This is a genomic window from Rugamonas fusca (genome assembly GCF_014042365.1).
Taxonomy (GTDB): Bacteria; Pseudomonadota; Gammaproteobacteria; order Burkholderiales; family Burkholderiaceae_D; genus Rugamonas; species Rugamonas fusca.
In genome coordinates, this window is the sequence record NZ_JACEZS010000022.1 from 1 (window position 1) to 16,543 (window position 16,543).

Annotated in this window: 12 protein-coding genes and 1 pseudogene; 8 read left to right on the top strand and 5 right to left on the bottom strand. The window is 65.6% G+C overall.

Features of this window, described 5'->3' with window-relative positions; translation table 11 throughout:
* Both H3H36_RS20895 and H3H36_RS20900 read right to left on the bottom strand, forming a co-directional pair.
* A pseudogene (locus H3H36_RS20895) lies at nt 1–251 on the bottom strand (TonB-dependent receptor); the annotation flags it as partial.
* A gap of 220 nt (nt 252–471) precedes the next feature.
* Nucleotides 472–1,290 carry a PhzF family protein gene (locus H3H36_RS20900; RefSeq protein ID WP_182220025.1) on the bottom strand — a complete coding sequence of 273 codons (819 nt, stop codon included), beginning with the start codon at nt 1,288–1,290 and terminating at the stop codon, nt 472–474.
* A 108-nt stretch (nt 1,291–1,398) separates the two neighbouring features.
* Between H3H36_RS20900 and H3H36_RS20905 the strand changes: the two genes are divergently transcribed.
* Entirely contained in the window at nt 1,399–4,578 is a 3,180-nt protein-coding gene (locus H3H36_RS20905; protein ID WP_182220026.1) for an error-prone DNA polymerase, read from the top strand.
* A 51-nt stretch (nt 4,579–4,629) separates the two neighbouring features.
* The gene (locus H3H36_RS20910; RefSeq protein ID WP_229220026.1) at nt 4,630–5,100 is read left to right on the top strand and encodes a GNAT family N-acetyltransferase; all 471 of its coding nucleotides are present in this window, start codon (nt 4,630–4,632) and stop codon (nt 5,098–5,100) included.
* Nucleotides 5,101–5,166: 66 nt separating this feature from the next.
* On the opposite strand, the gene H3H36_RS20915 is transcribed toward H3H36_RS20910, so the two are convergent.
* Nucleotides 5,167–5,586, bottom strand: coding sequence for a PRC-barrel domain-containing protein (locus H3H36_RS20915; protein WP_182220027.1), 420 nt, complete (start codon nt 5,584–5,586; stop codon nt 5,167–5,169).
* 243 nt (nt 5,587–5,829) lie between these two features.
* Here H3H36_RS20915 and pyrG point away from each other — a divergent pair, with 243 nt between their 5' ends.
* The 6 genes from pyrG (at nt 5,830) to H3H36_RS20945 (ending at nt 12,816) form a co-directional block, all read left to right on the top strand.
* The gene (gene pyrG / locus H3H36_RS20920; RefSeq protein WP_182220028.1) at nt 5,830–7,524 is read left to right on the top strand and encodes a CTP synthase; all 1,695 of its coding nucleotides are present in this window, start codon (nt 5,830–5,832) and stop codon (nt 7,522–7,524) included.
* A complete protein-coding gene (gene kdsA, locus H3H36_RS20925; RefSeq protein WP_182220029.1) occupies nt 7,521–8,375 on the top strand; it encodes a 3-deoxy-8-phosphooctulonate synthase in 855 nt (284 codons plus the stop codon). The genes pyrG and kdsA overlap by 4 nt, the downstream gene beginning before the upstream one ends.
* Before the next feature lie 130 nt (nt 8,376–8,505).
* Nucleotides 8,506–9,789 carry a phosphopyruvate hydratase gene (eno, locus tag H3H36_RS20930; protein ID WP_182166404.1) on the top strand — a complete coding sequence of 428 codons (1,284 nt, stop codon included), beginning with the start codon at nt 8,506–8,508 and terminating at the stop codon, nt 9,787–9,789.
* Nucleotides 9,790–9,832: 43 nt separating this feature from the next.
* On the top strand, nt 9,833–10,141 hold the full coding sequence (ftsB, locus tag H3H36_RS20935) for a cell division protein FtsB (RefSeq protein WP_182220030.1): 309 nt from the start codon (nt 9,833–9,835) through the stop codon (nt 10,139–10,141).
* 218 nt (nt 10,142–10,359) lie between these two features.
* Nucleotides 10,360–10,785, top strand: coding sequence for a GFA family protein (locus tag H3H36_RS20940; RefSeq protein ID WP_182220031.1), 426 nt, complete (start codon nt 10,360–10,362; stop codon nt 10,783–10,785).
* A gap of 147 nt (nt 10,786–10,932) precedes the next feature.
* Nucleotides 10,933–12,816 carry a methyl-accepting chemotaxis protein gene (locus tag H3H36_RS20945; protein ID WP_182220032.1) on the top strand — a complete coding sequence of 628 codons (1,884 nt, stop codon included), beginning with the start codon at nt 10,933–10,935 and terminating at the stop codon, nt 12,814–12,816.
* Between the two features lie 94 nt (nt 12,817–12,910).
* On the opposite strand, the gene H3H36_RS20950 is transcribed toward H3H36_RS20945, so the two are convergent.
* Together H3H36_RS20950 and H3H36_RS20955 are read right to left on the bottom strand one after the other, a co-directional pair.
* Nucleotides 12,911–14,035, bottom strand: coding sequence for a glycerophosphodiester phosphodiesterase family protein (locus tag H3H36_RS20950; protein ID WP_182220033.1), 1,125 nt, complete (start codon nt 14,033–14,035; stop codon nt 12,911–12,913).
* A complete protein-coding gene (locus tag H3H36_RS20955) occupies nt 14,035–16,479 on the bottom strand; it encodes a TonB-dependent receptor (protein WP_229220027.1) in 2,445 nt (814 codons plus the stop codon). The genes H3H36_RS20950 and H3H36_RS20955 overlap by 1 nt, the downstream gene beginning before the upstream one ends.
* Between the last annotated feature and the right edge of the window lie 64 nt (nt 16,480–16,543).

Here is a 16,543-nt window from a genome sequence, read left to right on the forward strand (position 1 = left end):
AGGGCGGCCGAGTCGACCAGGTCGGCGCCGTCGGCGCCGGTCTGGCGGGTCGAGTTGAACGAGGGCGAAATATTGGTCAGGGTCTGGGCCAGGTCGAACTGGCCGCCCGATTCAGCCACCTTGTTCATGGGGATCACGTCGACCGGCACCGTGGTGTCGGTGGCGGAACTGGCGACGCGGCGCGAGCCGACCACGTTCACGGTCTGGATGCCGGTATCGGTGGTCTGGGCGTAGGATGCTGGCGCCATCATGGCCAGCGCGGCACTGCCGTACAGGCTCAGCAAGACGGCTTTACGTAAGGTTGAAGTAGCGAACACGTTGGCGTCTCCCTATGAAAAGCATGATTCTAGACAAGATATGCATAGACAAGCATCAAATCTTGGTAGCGCTACAACAAAATTTGGATAATTGTGCTGTTTTGCATACAAAACGGAGCGCGCAATCGTGCGCGCGCCCGTCATCGTGTAGAAATCAGCAAGATTGCATGGGTGTGGGCAGCAGCCGGGCCGCGCCGCCGATGGCGATGCGGCCGTCGCGCATGGCGGTGCGAATCAGGCAAGGCTGGCCCAGTTGCGCGCCCTGGTACAGCGTGACGGCCTGGCCCAGCTGGATGGTGAGGGCGCCGGCCGCCACGCCGGTGGCCGTGTCTTCCAGCGCCGGGTCCAGGTGGTTGAAGTTGCGGCCTTCATAGGCGCCGTCGGGGCGCCGGCAATACACATAGCAGCCGCTCACGCCGTGTTCCCGGCCCCAGTCGGCGATGCGCGCCAGGTCGGGGCGCAGGGCGAGCAGGGTGGCGCTGTCAGCCACTTCCAGCAGCAGCTTGGGACTGCCGACGGAGGCGATGGCGGGCGCCGACGCCAGCGCCAGGCCGGGCGCGGCCAGCAGGGCGGCCGGCAAGTTTGGCGCCACCGTGACGGCTGGTGGCGTTTGCGGCGCCAGCAGGATGGCAACTTCACCGCCGTCCAGCGCCAGGTCCAGCAACTGGCCCTTGAGCGCCGTGCGCGCGCGCAGCGCGGGCCGCTGTTCGCTCAGCAGCACGCGGCCGGCCGCCAGCGTGGCGTGCAGGCACAGCGGGCTGCGGGCGTGCGGGTAGACATAGTCGAACACCCAGTCCGCTTGCGTGTCGCCATCGGCCACGGGATCGATGAAGACGCAGGCGCTACGGCCGCTGGCGCGGGCGAACTGCTGGCGCTGCGCGTCCGTGCCATGGTCGCCCTGGATCACGAGGGCCGCGTTGCCGCTGCTGGGCGTGGCGCCAAAGCATGCCACTTCCTGGATGGTGGTTGTCATTTTCGTATCATATTGCGGTGGATCATGGACTATACCGCAGGCGGCCAAACAGCGTAAAATACTGTATATAAACACAGTAAATTTGTCGCGCCTTCACCCGCCCTTGCCATGTCCTCCGTCCCACCTTCGCCTCCGTTCAGCGCCGGCCTGCCGGCCTATGCCGAGCTGTATTGCCTGTCCAATTTCTCCTTCCTGCAGGGTGCTTCCCATGCGGAGGAACTGGTTGCGCGCGCGGCCCAGCTTGACTATGCGGCGCTGGCCCTGACGGACGAGTGCTCGCTGGCCGGCGTGGTGCGGGCCCATGCGGAAGCGAAGCGGGCCGGCCTGCCGCTGCTGATCGGCGCCGCATTCCAGCTGCGCGGCGCGGACGGGCAGGTGGCGCTGTCGCTGGTGGCGCTGGCGCAGAACCGCAATGGCTACGGCAACCTGTCCGAGCTGATCACCATCGGCCGCACGCGGGCCGCCAAGGGCAGCTATCTGCTCACGCTGGACGACCTGGCCGCGCCGCCGCCCGAGTTCGCCCACCTGCAAGGCTTGCCTGATTGCCTGCTGATCCTGCTGCCCCATTATCCGGCCCACCAGCCGGACGACGTGGACCGCCTGCACGCGCAGGCGGCGTGGATGGCGGCCACCTTTCCCGGCCGGGCCTGGGTGGGGCTGAACCTGTTGCAACGCGCGTTTGACGAGGCGCACCGCATCAGCGTGGCCGAGGTGGCCGCGCAGCATGGCATGGCCGTGGTGGCCGTGGGCCATGTGTGCATGCACGTACGCTCGCGCAAGCCGCTGCACGACACGCTGTGCGCCGTGCGCATCGGCAAGCCGGTGGCCGAGTGCGGCTACGCGCTGGCGCAGAACGCCGAGCAGCACCTGCGTCCGCGCTTGCGGCTGGCCAATTTGTATCCGGCGGCGGCGCTGGCCGAGACGGTGCGCATCGCCAGCCTGTGCACATTTTCACTCGACGCGTTGCGCTACGAATATCCGGACGAGCTGGTGCCGCCCGGCCACACGCCCACCACCTACCTGCGCCAGGAAACCTACATCGGCGCCCACCAGCGTTTCGTGGACGGCATCCCGGCCAAGGTGCAGCAGCAGATCGAACACGAGCTGGAGCTGATCGAAGCGCTGCGCTACGAGCCGTACTTCCTCACCGTCTACGATATTGTCCGCTACGCGCGCGCCAACGGCATCCTGTGCCAGGGGCGTGGCTCGGCCGCCAATTCGGCCGTGTGCTACTGCCTGCACATCACGGAAGTGGACCCGGCCCGGGGCAACCTGCTGGTCGAGCGTTTCATCTCGCGCGAGCGGGCCGAGCCGCCTGACATCGACGTCGATTTCGAGCACCAGCGGCGCGAGGAAGTGATCCAGTACATCTACCGGAAATACGGCCGCACGCGGGCCGCGCTGGCGGCCGTGGTGATCAGCTACCGGCCCAAGAGCGCATTGCGCGACAGCGGCAAGGCGCTGGGGGTGGACCTGGCCATCGTGGAAAAAGTGGCGCGCTCGCACCACTGGTTCGACGGCAAGCGCGACCTGCTGAACCGGCTGGCCGAATGCGGCCTCGACCCCACCTCGCTGCTGGCCCGGCAGTGGGCCACGCTGGCCCAGAGCCTGCTGGGCTTCCCGCGCCATTTGTCGCAGCATCCGGGCGGCTTCGTGATCGCCCAGGGCAAGCTGTCGCGCCTGGTGCCGGTGGAGAACGCGACCATGGAGGAGCGCAGCGTGATCCAGTGGGACAAGGACGACCTGGAGGAGCTGGGCTTGCTGAAGGTGGACGTGCTGGCGCTGGGCATGCTGTCGGCGCTGCGGCGGGCGTTCGACCTGGTGGGCCAGCAGCGCCAGTCCGTGTTCAGCATGCAGGACGTGCCCCCCGAAGACCCAGCCACCTACGACATGATGTGCGAGGCCGACACCATCGGCGTGTTCCAGATCGAGTCGCGCGCGCAGATGAGCATGTTGCCGCGTTTGCGTCCGCGCCAGTTCTACGACCTGGTGATCGAAGTGGCGCTGGTGCGGCCCGGCCCGATCCAGGGCGGCATGGTCCACCCGTATTTGCAGCGGCGCATGGACCCCACGCTGGTGCAATTCCCGCCCGGCCTGGAAACGGCGCTGGGCCGCACGCTGGGCGTGCCCATCTTCCAGGAGCAGGTGATGCAGGTGGCCATCCTGGCGGCCGGCTTCTCGCCCGGCGAGGCCGACCAGCTGCGGCGCGCGATGGCGGCCTGGAAGCGCAAGGGCGGCATGGACAAGTACCACGACCGCATCATCAACGGCATGCTGGAGCGCGGCTACGAGCTGGCATTCGCCGAAGCCATCTGCAGCCAGATCCAGGGCTTTGGCGAATACGGTTTTCCCGAATCGCACGCGGCCAGTTTCGCGCTGCTGACCTACGCCAGTTCCTGGCTCAAGTGCCACGAACCGGCCGCCTTCCTGTGCGCCTTGCTCAACAGCCAGCCCATGGGCTTCTACGGCCCGTCGCAACTGGTGCAGGACGCCAGGCGGCATGGCGTGGTGGTGCGTCCCGTGGACGTGGCCGTGAGCGGCTGGGAATCGACGCTGGAGGAAGTGGCCGGCGCGCGCGGCCAGCCGGCCGTGCGGCTGGGCCTGTCGCTGCTGCGCGGCATGCGGGCCGAGCCGTCCCAGCGCATCGAGGAGGCGCGCGCCGTGCGGCCGTTCGCGTCCGTGGCCGACCTGGCCCGGCGCGCCGGGCTGGACCGGCACGACTTGCAGGTGCTGGCCGGCGGCAACGCCCTGCAGCAACTGGCCGGCCACCGCCGCCAAGCGCTGTGGCAAGCCGTGGGCGCCGTGCCGGACAAGGACTTGCTGCGCCCCACCACGCCGGACGAGGAAGTGCCGGCGCTGGCCGCGCCGTCGGAAGGGGAAACCATCCTGGGCGACTACCGGGCCCAGGGATTGACGCTGGGACGCCATCCGCTGGCGCTGCTGCGCCCGCAATTGCTGGAGCAGCGCTTCCTGCCCGCGTCCACCTTGCAAGGATACCGCAACGGCCAGCTGGCGCGCGGCTGCGGCATCGTCACCGTGCGCCAGCGGCCCGGCACGGCCAAGGGCGTGCTGTTCATCACCATCGAGGACGAGACGGGCAATGTGAACGTGATCGTGTGGCCGGCGCTGGTCGAGCAGCAACGGCGGGAAGTGCTCAGTGCGGCCCTGCTGGGGGTGTATGGCGTGTGGCAGCGCGAGGGCACGGTGTGCCACCTGGTGGCCAAGCGCCTGGTCGATATGTCACATTTACTGGGCCGGTTGCCCACGATCAGCCGCAATTTTTGCTGAAAGAGCATGTTTTTTTCCCAAAAACGCGTCAAATAATGGCAAAATGCTAATATGAAAACTTTAACATTGAGGCCGGCGGTACCAGACGACGCCGGCGCGATCAGCGAACTGATCGCCGATTTGATGCCTTATATGACGCTCGATGCCGATGGCGCCGGCGCCGAACAATTCATGGCCAGCATGGCCGAACCGGCCATCGCCGGCTACCTGTCCCAGCCCCGTTACCAGTACCAGCTGGGCTTCATCGGTTCGGTGCTGGCCGGCGCCGTCGCCATCCGCGACCGCAGCCACCTGTTCCACCTGTTCGTGGCGCGCGAATTCCATGGCTGCGGCCTGGGCCGCCAGTTGTGGCTGGCCGCGCGCACGGCCGCGCTGGTGGCGGGCAACACGGTGGGTTTCACCGTCAATTCGTCCGACTATGCCTTCCCCATGTATCAGCGCTGGGGTTTCCTGCCGACAGGGCCGCGCGTGGAGGAGGGCGGCGTGGCATGGGTGCCCATGCACCTGCCGCCGTGCGCATAGCAGGTATATGCGTGCTCATAGCCCGCCGGCCCGTGCGCCAGCGACAATGGCGCTCGTTGCCTGCGCTTAGCTGAGGCCGGAGCCCTGTTCCGTGGGATGGGCGTAGTACTGGTGGATCTGCGCCGCCCAGGCCGGGTTGGCCATGTTGGGCCAGTGGTCCGGGTCGAAGCCGGGCGCCTCGTCCAGCCGCTGCTTGTCGATGTTGAGCGTGAAGCCCTTGTGGGCCGGGTCCAGCGTGAGCGCTGGCCAGGGCACGGCGAACAGCTTGGCGCCGAGCTGAAATACGCCGCCGTGCGCCATGACGGCGTAGGCGATGGCGCCGCTGCGCATGTCGAGCATGATTTCGCGGATCTGGCCCAGGTGTTCGCCCTTGAGGTTGCGCACCGGGTCGCCGATCACGGTGCTGGCGCCCATCAGGTCGGGGCCGGGGCCGTGGTGGCCCGTGTCCACGTAGACGCCGTCGGCATCGCGGTCTTGGTAGTGCATGGTGACCTCCCAGGAGAAAGTTGCCAGTCTGGCCCCGTCCGGCATGCCGGTCGGTTCGTTGCCTCACACTGCTGCCGGAAAGGCAATGATGTCGAAAGGAAATTAAAAAACCTGCTATTTTTCACCGCTTTCCTGCCCCGATTCTACGCCCGGAATGGGAATTTTCCGGCGGGAAGGATGAAGAATGACTCAGTTTAGGCTATAATTTCAATTTCCCGCACGTGCCGTTCGGCACCATCTGCAATGACCAAATTTGTCTTCGTCACTGGCGGCGTCGTGTCTTCCCTTGGTAAAGGGATAGCCGCCGCCTCTCTCGCCGCGATCCTCGAATCGCGCGGCCTCAAAGTCACCATGCTCAAGCTCGACCCGTACATCAACGTCGATCCGGGCACGATGAGCCCCATGCAACACGGTGAAGTGTTCGTCACCGACGACGGGGCGGAAACCGACCTCGACCTGGGCCACTACGAGCGCTTCATTTCCACCCGGATGAAAAAGGTGAACAACTTCACCACCGGCCAGATCTACGAATCGGTGATCCGCAAGGAACGCCGCGGCGAGTACCTGGGCAAGACGGTGCAAGTGATTCCCCACATCACCAACGAAATCCAGGACTACATCCGCCGCGGCGCGGAAGGCTACGACGTGGCCTTGTGCGAAATCGGCGGCACCGTGGGCGATATCGAATCGCTGCCGTTCCTGGAAGCGGCCCGTCAGCTGAGCCTGCGCGCCGGCCGCAAGAACTCGGCCTTCGTGCACCTGACGCTGGTGCCTTACATCGCCTCGGCCGGTGAGCTGAAAACCAAGCCGACCCAGCACTCGGTGCAGAAGCTGCGCGAAATCGGCATCTCGCCCAACGCGCTGCTGTGCCGCGCCGACCGCCGCATTCCCGAAGACGAGCGCGCCAAGATCTCGCTGTTCTCCAACATCGAAGAGCAGGCCGTGATCTCCGTGTGGGACGTGGACACCATCTACAAAGTGCCGCAGATGCTGCACGACCAGGGCCTGGACGCCATCATCTGCGACGCGCTGGATCTGGACCCGGCCCCGGCCGACCTGTCCGTGTGGAGCAAGCTGATCTACACGCTCGAGCATCCGAAGGCCGAAGTGGCTATCGGCATGGTGGGCAAGTACGTGGAACTGACGGAATCGTACAAGTCGCTGACCGAAGCGCTGCGCCACGCCGGCATCCACAACGAAGCGCGCGTGAACATCGAATACATCGACTCGGAAGAGATCGAAACGCGCGGCTGCGCCGAGCTGGCCAAGTACGATGCCATCCTGGTGCCGGGCGGCTTCGGCAAGCGCGGCGTGGAAGGCAAGATCATGGCGGCCCAGTTCGCCCGTGAGCACAAGATTCCTTACCTGGGCATCTGCCTGGGCATGCAAGTGGCGCTGATCGAATACGCGCGCCACAAGGCCGGCCTGACCAACGCCAACTCGACCGAGTTCGACCTGAACACCGACCAGCCCGTCGTCGCCCTGATCGACGAATGGCAAGGCCAGGATGGCAAGGTCGAGAAGCGCGACGAGAATTCCGACCTGGGCGGCACCATGCGCCTGGGCGCGCAGACCTGCGCCGTCAAGCCGGGTACGCTGGCGGCCGAGATCTACGGCGGCGTGGTGACCGAGCGTCACCGTCACCGTTACGAAGCCAACAACCACTACCTGCCGCGCGTGGAAGCGGCCGGCCTGATCGTGGCGGCCCGCACCCCGACGGAAGACCTGTGCGAAATCATGGAACTGCCGCGCACCGGCGAGAACGCCCACCCCTGGTACATGGGCGTGCAGTACCACCCCGAGTTCAAATCGACCCCGCGTGACGGCCATCCGCTGTTCACGTCCTACATCAAGGCCGCCCTCGCGCACCAGGCCGCCAGCGGCAAACCCCGCTTGCACGCCGTCAAAGAGGGCGAGCTGCAAGGAGATGCGGCATGAAACTGTGCGGATTTGACGTCGGCCTCGACCAGCCGTTCTTCCTGATCGCCGGCACCTGCGTGATCGAATCGCGCCAGATGGCGTTCGACACGGCCGGCGCGTTGAAGGAAATGACGGCCGAGCTGGGCATCCCCTTCATCTACAAGTCCTCGTTCGACAAGGCCAACCGTTCCTCGGGCACCTCGTACCGCGGTCCCGGCATGGACAAGGGCCTGGAAATCCTGGGCGACGTCAAACGCGAGCTGGGCGTGCCGGTGCTGACGGACGTGCACTCGGTCGAGGAGATCGCGGCCGTGTCGTCGGTGGTGGACGTGCTGCAGACGCCGGCCTTCCTGTGCCGCCAGACGGACTTCATCACGGCCTGCGCCCAGTCGGGCAAGCCGGTCAACATCAAGAAGGGCCAGTTCCTGGCGCCGGGCGACATGAAGAACGTGATCGACAAGGCACGTGCCGCGGCCCAGGCCGCCGGCCTGCCGGACGATGTGTTCATGGCCTGCGAGCGCGGTGTTTCGTTCGGCTACAACAACCTGGTGTCGGACATGCGCTCGCTGGCCATCATGCGCGAAACCAATTGCCCGGTGGTGTTCGACGCCACCCACTCGGTGCAACTGCCCGGTGGCCAGGGCACGTCGTCGGGCGGCCAGCGCGAGTTCGTGCCGGTGCTGGCGCGCGCGGCCGTGGCCGTGGGCGTGTCCGGCCTGTTCATGGAAACCCACCCGACGCCGGCCACGGCGCTGTCGGACGGCCCCAACGCCGTGCCGCTGGGCCGCATGAAGGAACTGCTGTCGACGCTGATCGAGCTCGATCGCGTCACCAAGAAAGCGGGCTTCCTCGAAACCAGCTTCAATTAATTGCAGCAAGCTGGTCCTTGTCCGGCGCCATGTCCACCACGGCGCCGGCCAACGTCCCGTTACGCACAAGCCGCAGATTGCGCACCAGACGCAACGCGCGAACCGTTACGCTTAACCTTTGGAGAATGACATGAGTGCTATTGTTGATATTATCGGCCGTGAAATTATCGATTCGCGCGGCAATCCGACCGTGGAGTGCGACGTTCTGCTGGAATCGGGCGTGATGGGCCGCGCCGCCGTGCCGTCGGGCGCCTCGACCGGCTCGCGCGAAGCGATCGAACTGCGTGATGGTGACCCCAAGCGCTACTTCGGCAAGGGCGTGCTGCAAGCGTGCGAGAACATCAACACGGAAATCTCGGAAGCCATCATGGGCCTGGACGCCAATGAGCAAGCCTTCCTGGACCGCACCCTGATCGACCTGGACGGCACCGAGAACAAGAGCCGCCTGGGCGCCAACGCCATGCTGGCCGTGTCGATGGCCGTCGCCAAGGCCGCCGCTGAAGAAGCCGGCCTGCCGCTGTACCGCTACTTCGGCGGTTCGGGCGCCATGCAGCTGCCGGTGCCGATGATGAACGTGATCAACGGCGGCGCGCACGCCGACAACAACCTGGATATCCAGGAATTCATGATCATTCCCGTGGGCGCACCGTCGTTCAAGGAAGCGATCCGCTACGGCGCCGAAGTGTTCCACACGCTCAAGAAGATCCTGCACAAGAAGGGCCTGACCACGGCCGTGGGCGATGAAGGCGGCTTCGCACCGTCCGTCACCAACCACGAAGAAGCGATCAAGCTGATCATCCAGGCCATCGAGGAAGCCGGCTACGAGCCAGGCACCCAGATCGCACTGGGCCTGGATTGCGCCGCCTCCGAGTTCTACAAGGATGGCAAGTACCAGCTGGAGGGCGAAGGCCTGAGCCTGACGGCCACCGAATTCACCAACCTGCTGGCCACCTGGTGCGACAAGTACCCGATCATCTCGATCGAAGACGCGATGGCTGAAGGCGACTGGGACGGCTGGGCCATCCTGACCAAGGAACTGGGCAAGAAGGTGCAGCTGGTGGGCGACGACCTGTACGTCACCAACACCAAGATCCTGAAGGAAGGCATCCAGAAGGGCATCGCCAACTCGATCCTGATCAAGATCAACCAGATCGGCACCCTGACCGAAACCTTCGCCGCCATCGAAATGGCCAAGCGCGCCGGTTACACGGCCGTGATCTCGCACCGCTCGGGCGAGACGGAAGATTCGACCATCGCCGACATCGCCGTGGGCCTGAACGCGCTGCAGATCAAGACCGGCTCCATGTCCCGTTCGGACCGCATGGCCAAGTACAACCAGCTGCTGCGTATCGAGGAAGACCTGGGCGATATCGCTTCCTACCCTGGCCGCGATGCGTTCTATAATCTGAAGTAATAGCCACACTGCGGCCGGAGCGATCCGGCCGCTTTTTCACACCATGCGTCTGATCACCCTCGCACTGGCGGCCTTGCTGCTGCTGATACAGTACCCGTTATGGCTGGGCAAAGGGGGCTGGCTGCGCGTGGCCGATTACGAGGCGCAGGTGGAAGCGGCGCACAAGAAGAACGCGGAACTGATCGCCCGCAACGCCAAGCTCGACTCCGAAGTGCGCGACCTCAAGGACGGCACGGGCGCGGTCGAAGAACGGGCTCGCTACGAGCTCAGCATGATCAAGCAGAACGAAATCTTCATCCAGATCGTCGGCAAGGGGCAGGCAACGTCCGCACCGGCCACCGCCGCACCCTAGTCGGTGTCACACCCTAGTCGGTGTCAGGTCTGTCATTCGGACAGAAAGACAATACCCTTGAGTTTAATCAATCGGTGGTATACCGCTTGCGGTATATGCCTTGTCATTTGCGCTACCACTGTCAATCGAAAAAGCGCATCATGATAAATATCAAAGATGCGCGGTAACTGTCCGAATGACAGACCTGACACCGGTGGTGACACCGGTGGAAAATTCTTATGCTCATACACGGAAGCTGCCACTGCGGCAATATCTCCTTCGCGCTCGATTGGGCGCCTGAACCGGCCTTCATTCCGGCCCGCGCCTGCACCTGCAGCTTTTGCGTCAAGCACGGCGGCGTGTGGACTTCCTGCCCGACGGGCGCGCTGGCGGTGACGGTGCGCGAGCCGGCCCACGTGTCGCCCTACCATTTCGGCACCAAGACGGCGCAATTTCACCTGTGCACGCAATGCGGCGTGGTGCCGGTGGTGACCAGCCGTATTGACGATCACTTGTACGCTGTCGTCAGCGTGAATGCGTTCGACGACGTGGACCGCGCGCTGCTCCAACATGGCAGCGCCGCGTTCGATGGCGAAGGCGAGGATGCCCGGCTGGCCCGGCGCAAGCGCAACTGGATCGCCAACGTCACGTTCGCTGGCGCATGACCAGCATGGTTTGGCTGGCTTGTCGTTTTTGCCGGCCAAGCGCCAGTGGCGGGTATTAAAATAGTTTAAACGAAGGTAGTATTACATTTGACAAGAAGCAAGAAACTGCAGTTGACGCAATAAAACCTACGCTACGAGGAGACGTCAATGTTGTCGAATGTACGCATCGGTACCCGCTTGGGTATGGCCTTCTTTTTGCTGACCGTGCTATCGCTGTTCCTGGGCTGGATCGCCATCCAGGAGACGTCGGCCATGAACGAGCAGTGGATAGCCATCCGGCAGGACGCGCTGGCCAAGCGCAACGCCGTCAACCGGGGCAATATCGCGCTCGGCGACGGCATCCACCACTTCAAGAACTTCATCCTGCGCGGCGGCGATTATGCGCAGAAATTCGGCAACGACATGGCGGCGGTGGAACGCGTGGCCGACGATTACCGGGCCATCGGCGCGCTCCATCCGGACGAGGAAAAGCTGATGAACCAGCTGCGTGAGGGCGCCGCCGCCTACCGCCGCGACATGCAGACCCTGATCACCATGCGCGCCAGGACGGATCGGCCCAACGAACTGGACAAGGCCGTGGCCGGCGCCGACAAACCCATCGGGGCCGCCCTGGCCAGCCTGACGGCACGCACCGACGAGACGCTCAAGCAGGCCGACCTCAAGATGACGGAAGTGAGCGCGGAAGCCCGGTCGCGCGTGCTGGTCACGCTGGGCGTGACGGTGCTGCTGACGATCGCGTCCGGCGTCTTGATCACGCTCAGTATCACGCGCCCCATCGGCCGCGCCGTCACGGTGGCCGAGACGCTGGCGCGGGGGGACCTGGCGATCGACGTGGCCAGCGATGCGCGCGATGAAACGGGCAAGTTGCTGACGGCCATGCAGCACATGATCGCCAGCCTGCGCCAGGTGATCGATAGCCAGGCCCGCGTGGTGAACGCGGCCAATCGCGGCAACTTCGACACGCGGGTGGACCTGGCCGGCTTGCAGGGTTTCCAGAAGGAGATGGGCGAGGGCTTGAACAACCTCGTCACCACCACCGGCGCCAGCATCGCCGACGTGGTGCGCATGATGGGCGCCATGGCGGAAGGTGACCTGGACTGCGCGATCGACAAGGAATACGAGGGCGCGTTCGGCCAGCTCAAGGAATACTGCAACAACACGGTGCAGAAGCTGGCCCAGGTGGTGGCCGAGGTCAACAGCAGCGCCGAGGCGCTGGCCAGCGCGTCCGAGGAAATCAGCGCCACGGCGCAGACCTTGTCGCAGGCGGCCAGCGAACAGGCCGCCGGCGCCGAGGAAACCAGCGCCGCCATCGAGCAGATGACGGCCTCCATTTCCGCCAACACGGAAAACGCCAAGGTTACCGACGGCATGGCCAGCCAGGCCGCGCGCGAGGCGGTCGAGGGCGGCGAGGCCGTGCGCTCGACCGTGGCGGCCATGAAGCAGATCGCCAAGAAAATCCAGATCATCGATGACATCGCCTACCAGACCAATCTGCTGGCGCTGAACGCGGCCATCGAGGCGGCGCGCGCGGGCCAGCATGGCAAGGGCTTCGCCGTGGTGGCGGCCGAGGTGCGCAAGCTGGCCGAACGCAGCCAGCTGGCGGCGCAGGAAATTGAACAGGTCGCCACCGGCAGCGTGGACCTGGCGGAGAAGGCGGGGCGGCTGCTCGACCAGATGGTGCCCAATATCCGCAAGACGTCCGACCTGGTGCAGGAAATCACGGCCGCCTCGGAGGAGCAATCGTCGGGCGTGGGGCAGATCAACAGCGCGGTGGGCCAACTGAGCCAGACCACGCAGCAGAACGCATCGAGCTCGGAGGAGCTGGCGGCCACGTCGGAGGAAATGAGCGGGCAGGCCGAGATGCTGCAACAGACCATGTCGTTCTTCAAGATGGGCGGCAGCCAGATGGCGCGCTCCGCACCGCGCCGCGGTGGCAAACCTGAGCGCCGGCCATCCATCAATTTCGGCGGCCGTGGCGGCAAGGCGGCGCTGGTGGCGGAACCGGACGAGAGCAACTTCGTCCGGTTCTAGAACGAAACAACGCCATAGAAAAAAGCGGGGGGCAGTTCCGGCAATTCGCCAGCTCGCGGCGGGATGCCGGAACTGCCCCACCGGCTGGTTTTTTTTACCCGTCCACCGCCCGCCGGCCCAGCGCCGGATCGTCCGTGAAGAAGCCATCGATGCCGGTGGCCAGGTAGCGTCGCATCTCGGCCACCGAGCCCGCTTCGTTGCGGGCGTTGTCGCCGGCCCCATCGCGGAAGTCGGCCGCCAGGAAGCAATTCTCGGGACGGAAAGTCCACGGTTCCACCCGCAATCCCACGCGGTGCGCATCGTCCACCAGTGAGGTAGGCTGGCCCAGCCTGCCATCCTTGGCCAGCGGGATGATGGCGCGCGTGGGCGGCGCCACCACGTCCGCGTAGGCCGATATATCGCGCAGGCCGGCCGGCGTGCACATCTGGGCGAAGGTGAGCGTGCCGCCGGCCGCCGCCACGTCGCTGGGACGCACGGCGTCGGGCACCACCAGTTGCATCAGGCGCAGGTTGGCGCGCCGGCCCAGCTTGCCGCGCAAGTATTTGAGGTTGGCCACTTCGAACGACTGGATCTCGACCGGATTGCGGCGCGTGTAGTCATGGCCGGCCAGGATGGCCAGGAAGCGCTCCTCCAGCGGCAGACCGACGCTGGCGAAGTAAGTCGAGCTTTTCAGTTCCGGCACCAGGCCGATCACGCGCCCGCGCGCGGCCGACTCGGCCGCCACGAAGTCGATGATCTCTTCCCAGCTCACCACCTGGAACATGCCGTTGTAGCCGGCGCTGCCGGCACGCACGTCGGACAGGCGCTCGACGGCGCGCAGCGTTTTCAGTTCCGCGAACGTGAAGTCGTCCACGAACCAACCTTCGTGGCTTGTGCCGTCGATGGTCTTGCGGGCGCGGCGGCTGGCGAATGCGGCGCGGCTGGCCACGTCCGTCGTTTCCGTCAGGTTCGCTTCGTGGCGCGCCACCAGCACGCCATCCCTGGTGCACACGAGGTCAGGCTCCACGTAGTCGGCGCCGTCGGCGATGGCGCGCGCGTACGAGGCCAGCGTGTGCTCGGGCCGCAGCGCGCTGGCGCCACGGTGGCCGAACACCAATGGTTTCGATTGCGTAGGCGCGGCCAGCGCGGCGGCTGGCGCCAGCAGCGCGCAGCCGGTGGCGGCCGCCGCGTGCAGGAAGTGGCGGCGCGACAGGCGGCCAGGGGTGCGTATCGTGTTCATCAGAAGTTCGCCATCACGGTGAAGAAAGCCTGGCGCGGGGCGATCGGGAAGGTGTTGTAGGTCTTGTCGGCCGCGCCCACCACCACGTTCAGGCTGCCTTCGCGGTCCAGCAGGTTGCTGACGTTGACCCGGTAGCGCGCATTCTTGATCACGCCGCCGTTCAGGAATGGCAGCTTGCCCGACACGCCCAGGCCCAGCAGGAAGTAGCTGGGCACGTTCAAGTCGTTGGTGTAGGTGGCGTAGCGCTTGCCCACGTAGTCGCCCATCAGCTGGAATTCCGTGTCGGCCACGGTGGCGGTGGCGACAAATTTGTTCATCCACTTAGGGCTGCCCGGCACCGATTTGCCGGCCGTGGGCACGATGGCTGCGCCGTTGCTGTAGTTGTCCGAGTAGGTCGAGTGGTTGTACGACAGCGCATCGTAGAACGAGAAGCCGCGGCCGACGTGCAGGGTGGCGGACAGGTCGATGCCATCGGTCTTCACGCTGCCCACGTTGGCCAGCACGGGATTGCCGCCGATGATGGCCAGCAGCACGGGCGTGGGGCTGATCTGCAGCAGGCGGTCCTTGAAGTCCACGTGGTACAGGCTGATCTGGCTGTCGATGGCCGTCACCGGGCCCGACGGCAGGGTGCGGTTGCTGCGCAGCCCCGCTTCATAGGTGACCGAGGTTTCCGGCTTGGCCGTGGCCTTGAACAGGTCGAACGCCTGCTGGCTGGCCAGGCTCCACGGCGAGGCGCCGCCGCCGCCGTAGGTGACGAACTGGCGCAGGTTCTTCTGAACATTGACGAACAGCTGGTCCTGGGCGCTGATGTCCCAGCGCGCACCCGCTTGCGGCAGGAACCATTTCTTCGTGATGATCTCGCCCACCGGCAAGGCCAGCGAACCATTGGCGATCGCCCCCTTGGCCGGCTGCACGGGGAAGGTGCCTTCCGCGAATTGCAGGCTGGATTTGAAGCCGGCCTGCAGCGCCAGGTCGGGCCGCACGCGCCACTCGTCCTGCAGGTGCAGCTGGGCCACCTTGTTGTTGATCTCGCTGCCGCACTGGGTGATCAAGGGATCGCTGGGGCGGTCGTACGGCGAACTCGGGTGGTTTACGTCCAGCGCGTACCAGCGGCGGTAGGCTTCCGAACGGTTGTGCTCCAGCCACAGGCCGGCCTGGACTTGATGGTCGCCCAGTTCCATGCGCACGGTCGACAGCAGGCCGGCGCGGTTGATCGCGTATTCCGTGGTGCGGGTGGCGTAGCCGGAGTTGCCGAATACTTGCTTGAGGTTCTGGTTCGGGTAGTAGACGCTGAACAGGCCGGGCAGCCCGGCCACGCCGATCGGGCCGGCCACCACGCCCACGCCATCGTCGTGGTGGTAGTAGATTTGGTTGGACCAGGTGGTGGCATCGCTCAGGTTGGCTTCGTACTTGGCGTAAGTCAGGTAGTCGGTGCGCTGGGCGTCGCTGTAGTAGTTGCGGTAGTTGTTGCCGTCGGCGGCCGGGGTGGCGCCGGTGGGCGACAAATAGGCCAGCGCGGCGGCGAAGTCCGGGTACAGGAAGGGGCGGGTGTAGGGCGCACTCTTTTCGCCGGCTACGTGGACCGTGCTGTCCTCGTTCGGTTCGATCTTGTCCGAATAGTTGAAGAACACGGTCAGCTTGCCCGCGTCGGCGCGGTTGGCGTACTTGGCGTTGACCTGGTTGCCGCCCTGGCGGCCCTGGAAGTCCCAGGCCCGCGCTTCGTGGTGGATGGCCGACAGGTAGGCGCTGTTGCCGCTGCCGAACTCGCCCGTGTCGAAACGGGCGTAGGTGCGCGAGGTGCGCTGGCTGCCCACGGTCTGCTGCACGGTGGCGCCGCGCGTGGCCAGCGGGTCGGCCGAGAAGGTTTCGATGGTGCCGCCCAGGTTGCTGGTCGAGGCCGTGGCCAGGTCCCCCGCGCCGGACGACAGGATCACGCTGCTGACGTTCTCGCTGATGACGGCGCGCTGCGGCGACAGGCCGTTGTAGTTGCCGTACTGCTGGTCGCCCAGCGGCACGCCATCGAGCGTGTAGCCCAGTTGCTGGCCCGAGAAGCCGTGCACGAACAGCGACAGGTTCTGCTCGTTGTTGCCCCACGGGTCGGCCGTCTGGAAGCTCACGCCGGGCAGGGTGTGCAGCGCCTTGAGCGGATTCACGCCGGGCAGGATTTTCTGCATGTCGGCCTTGCCCAGCGCGACGGAGGAGCGGGTCTTGCGGGTGGCGATTTCCACCGTCGTGATGGGGCCCACAGCGGCGGCCGCCTCGGTGGCGAAGTCGGCTGCCGTGGCCGAGCTGTCGGCCAGCATCAGGGCGGCGCTGTCGAGGTTGCCCATGTCGGCCATGGCGGAGGCCACGTTGGCGGCCATCGCCAGCATCGGGAAACTGAGGGCGGCCAGGCAGGCGGCCATGGCGCCGCCATGGGCGCGCGGAGTCGTGCGTATCATCATTGGAATTCCATTGGTTGGGGAACTGCGACGCGGCGGATGATAGGCAGTCTGTGTGACGCCATGA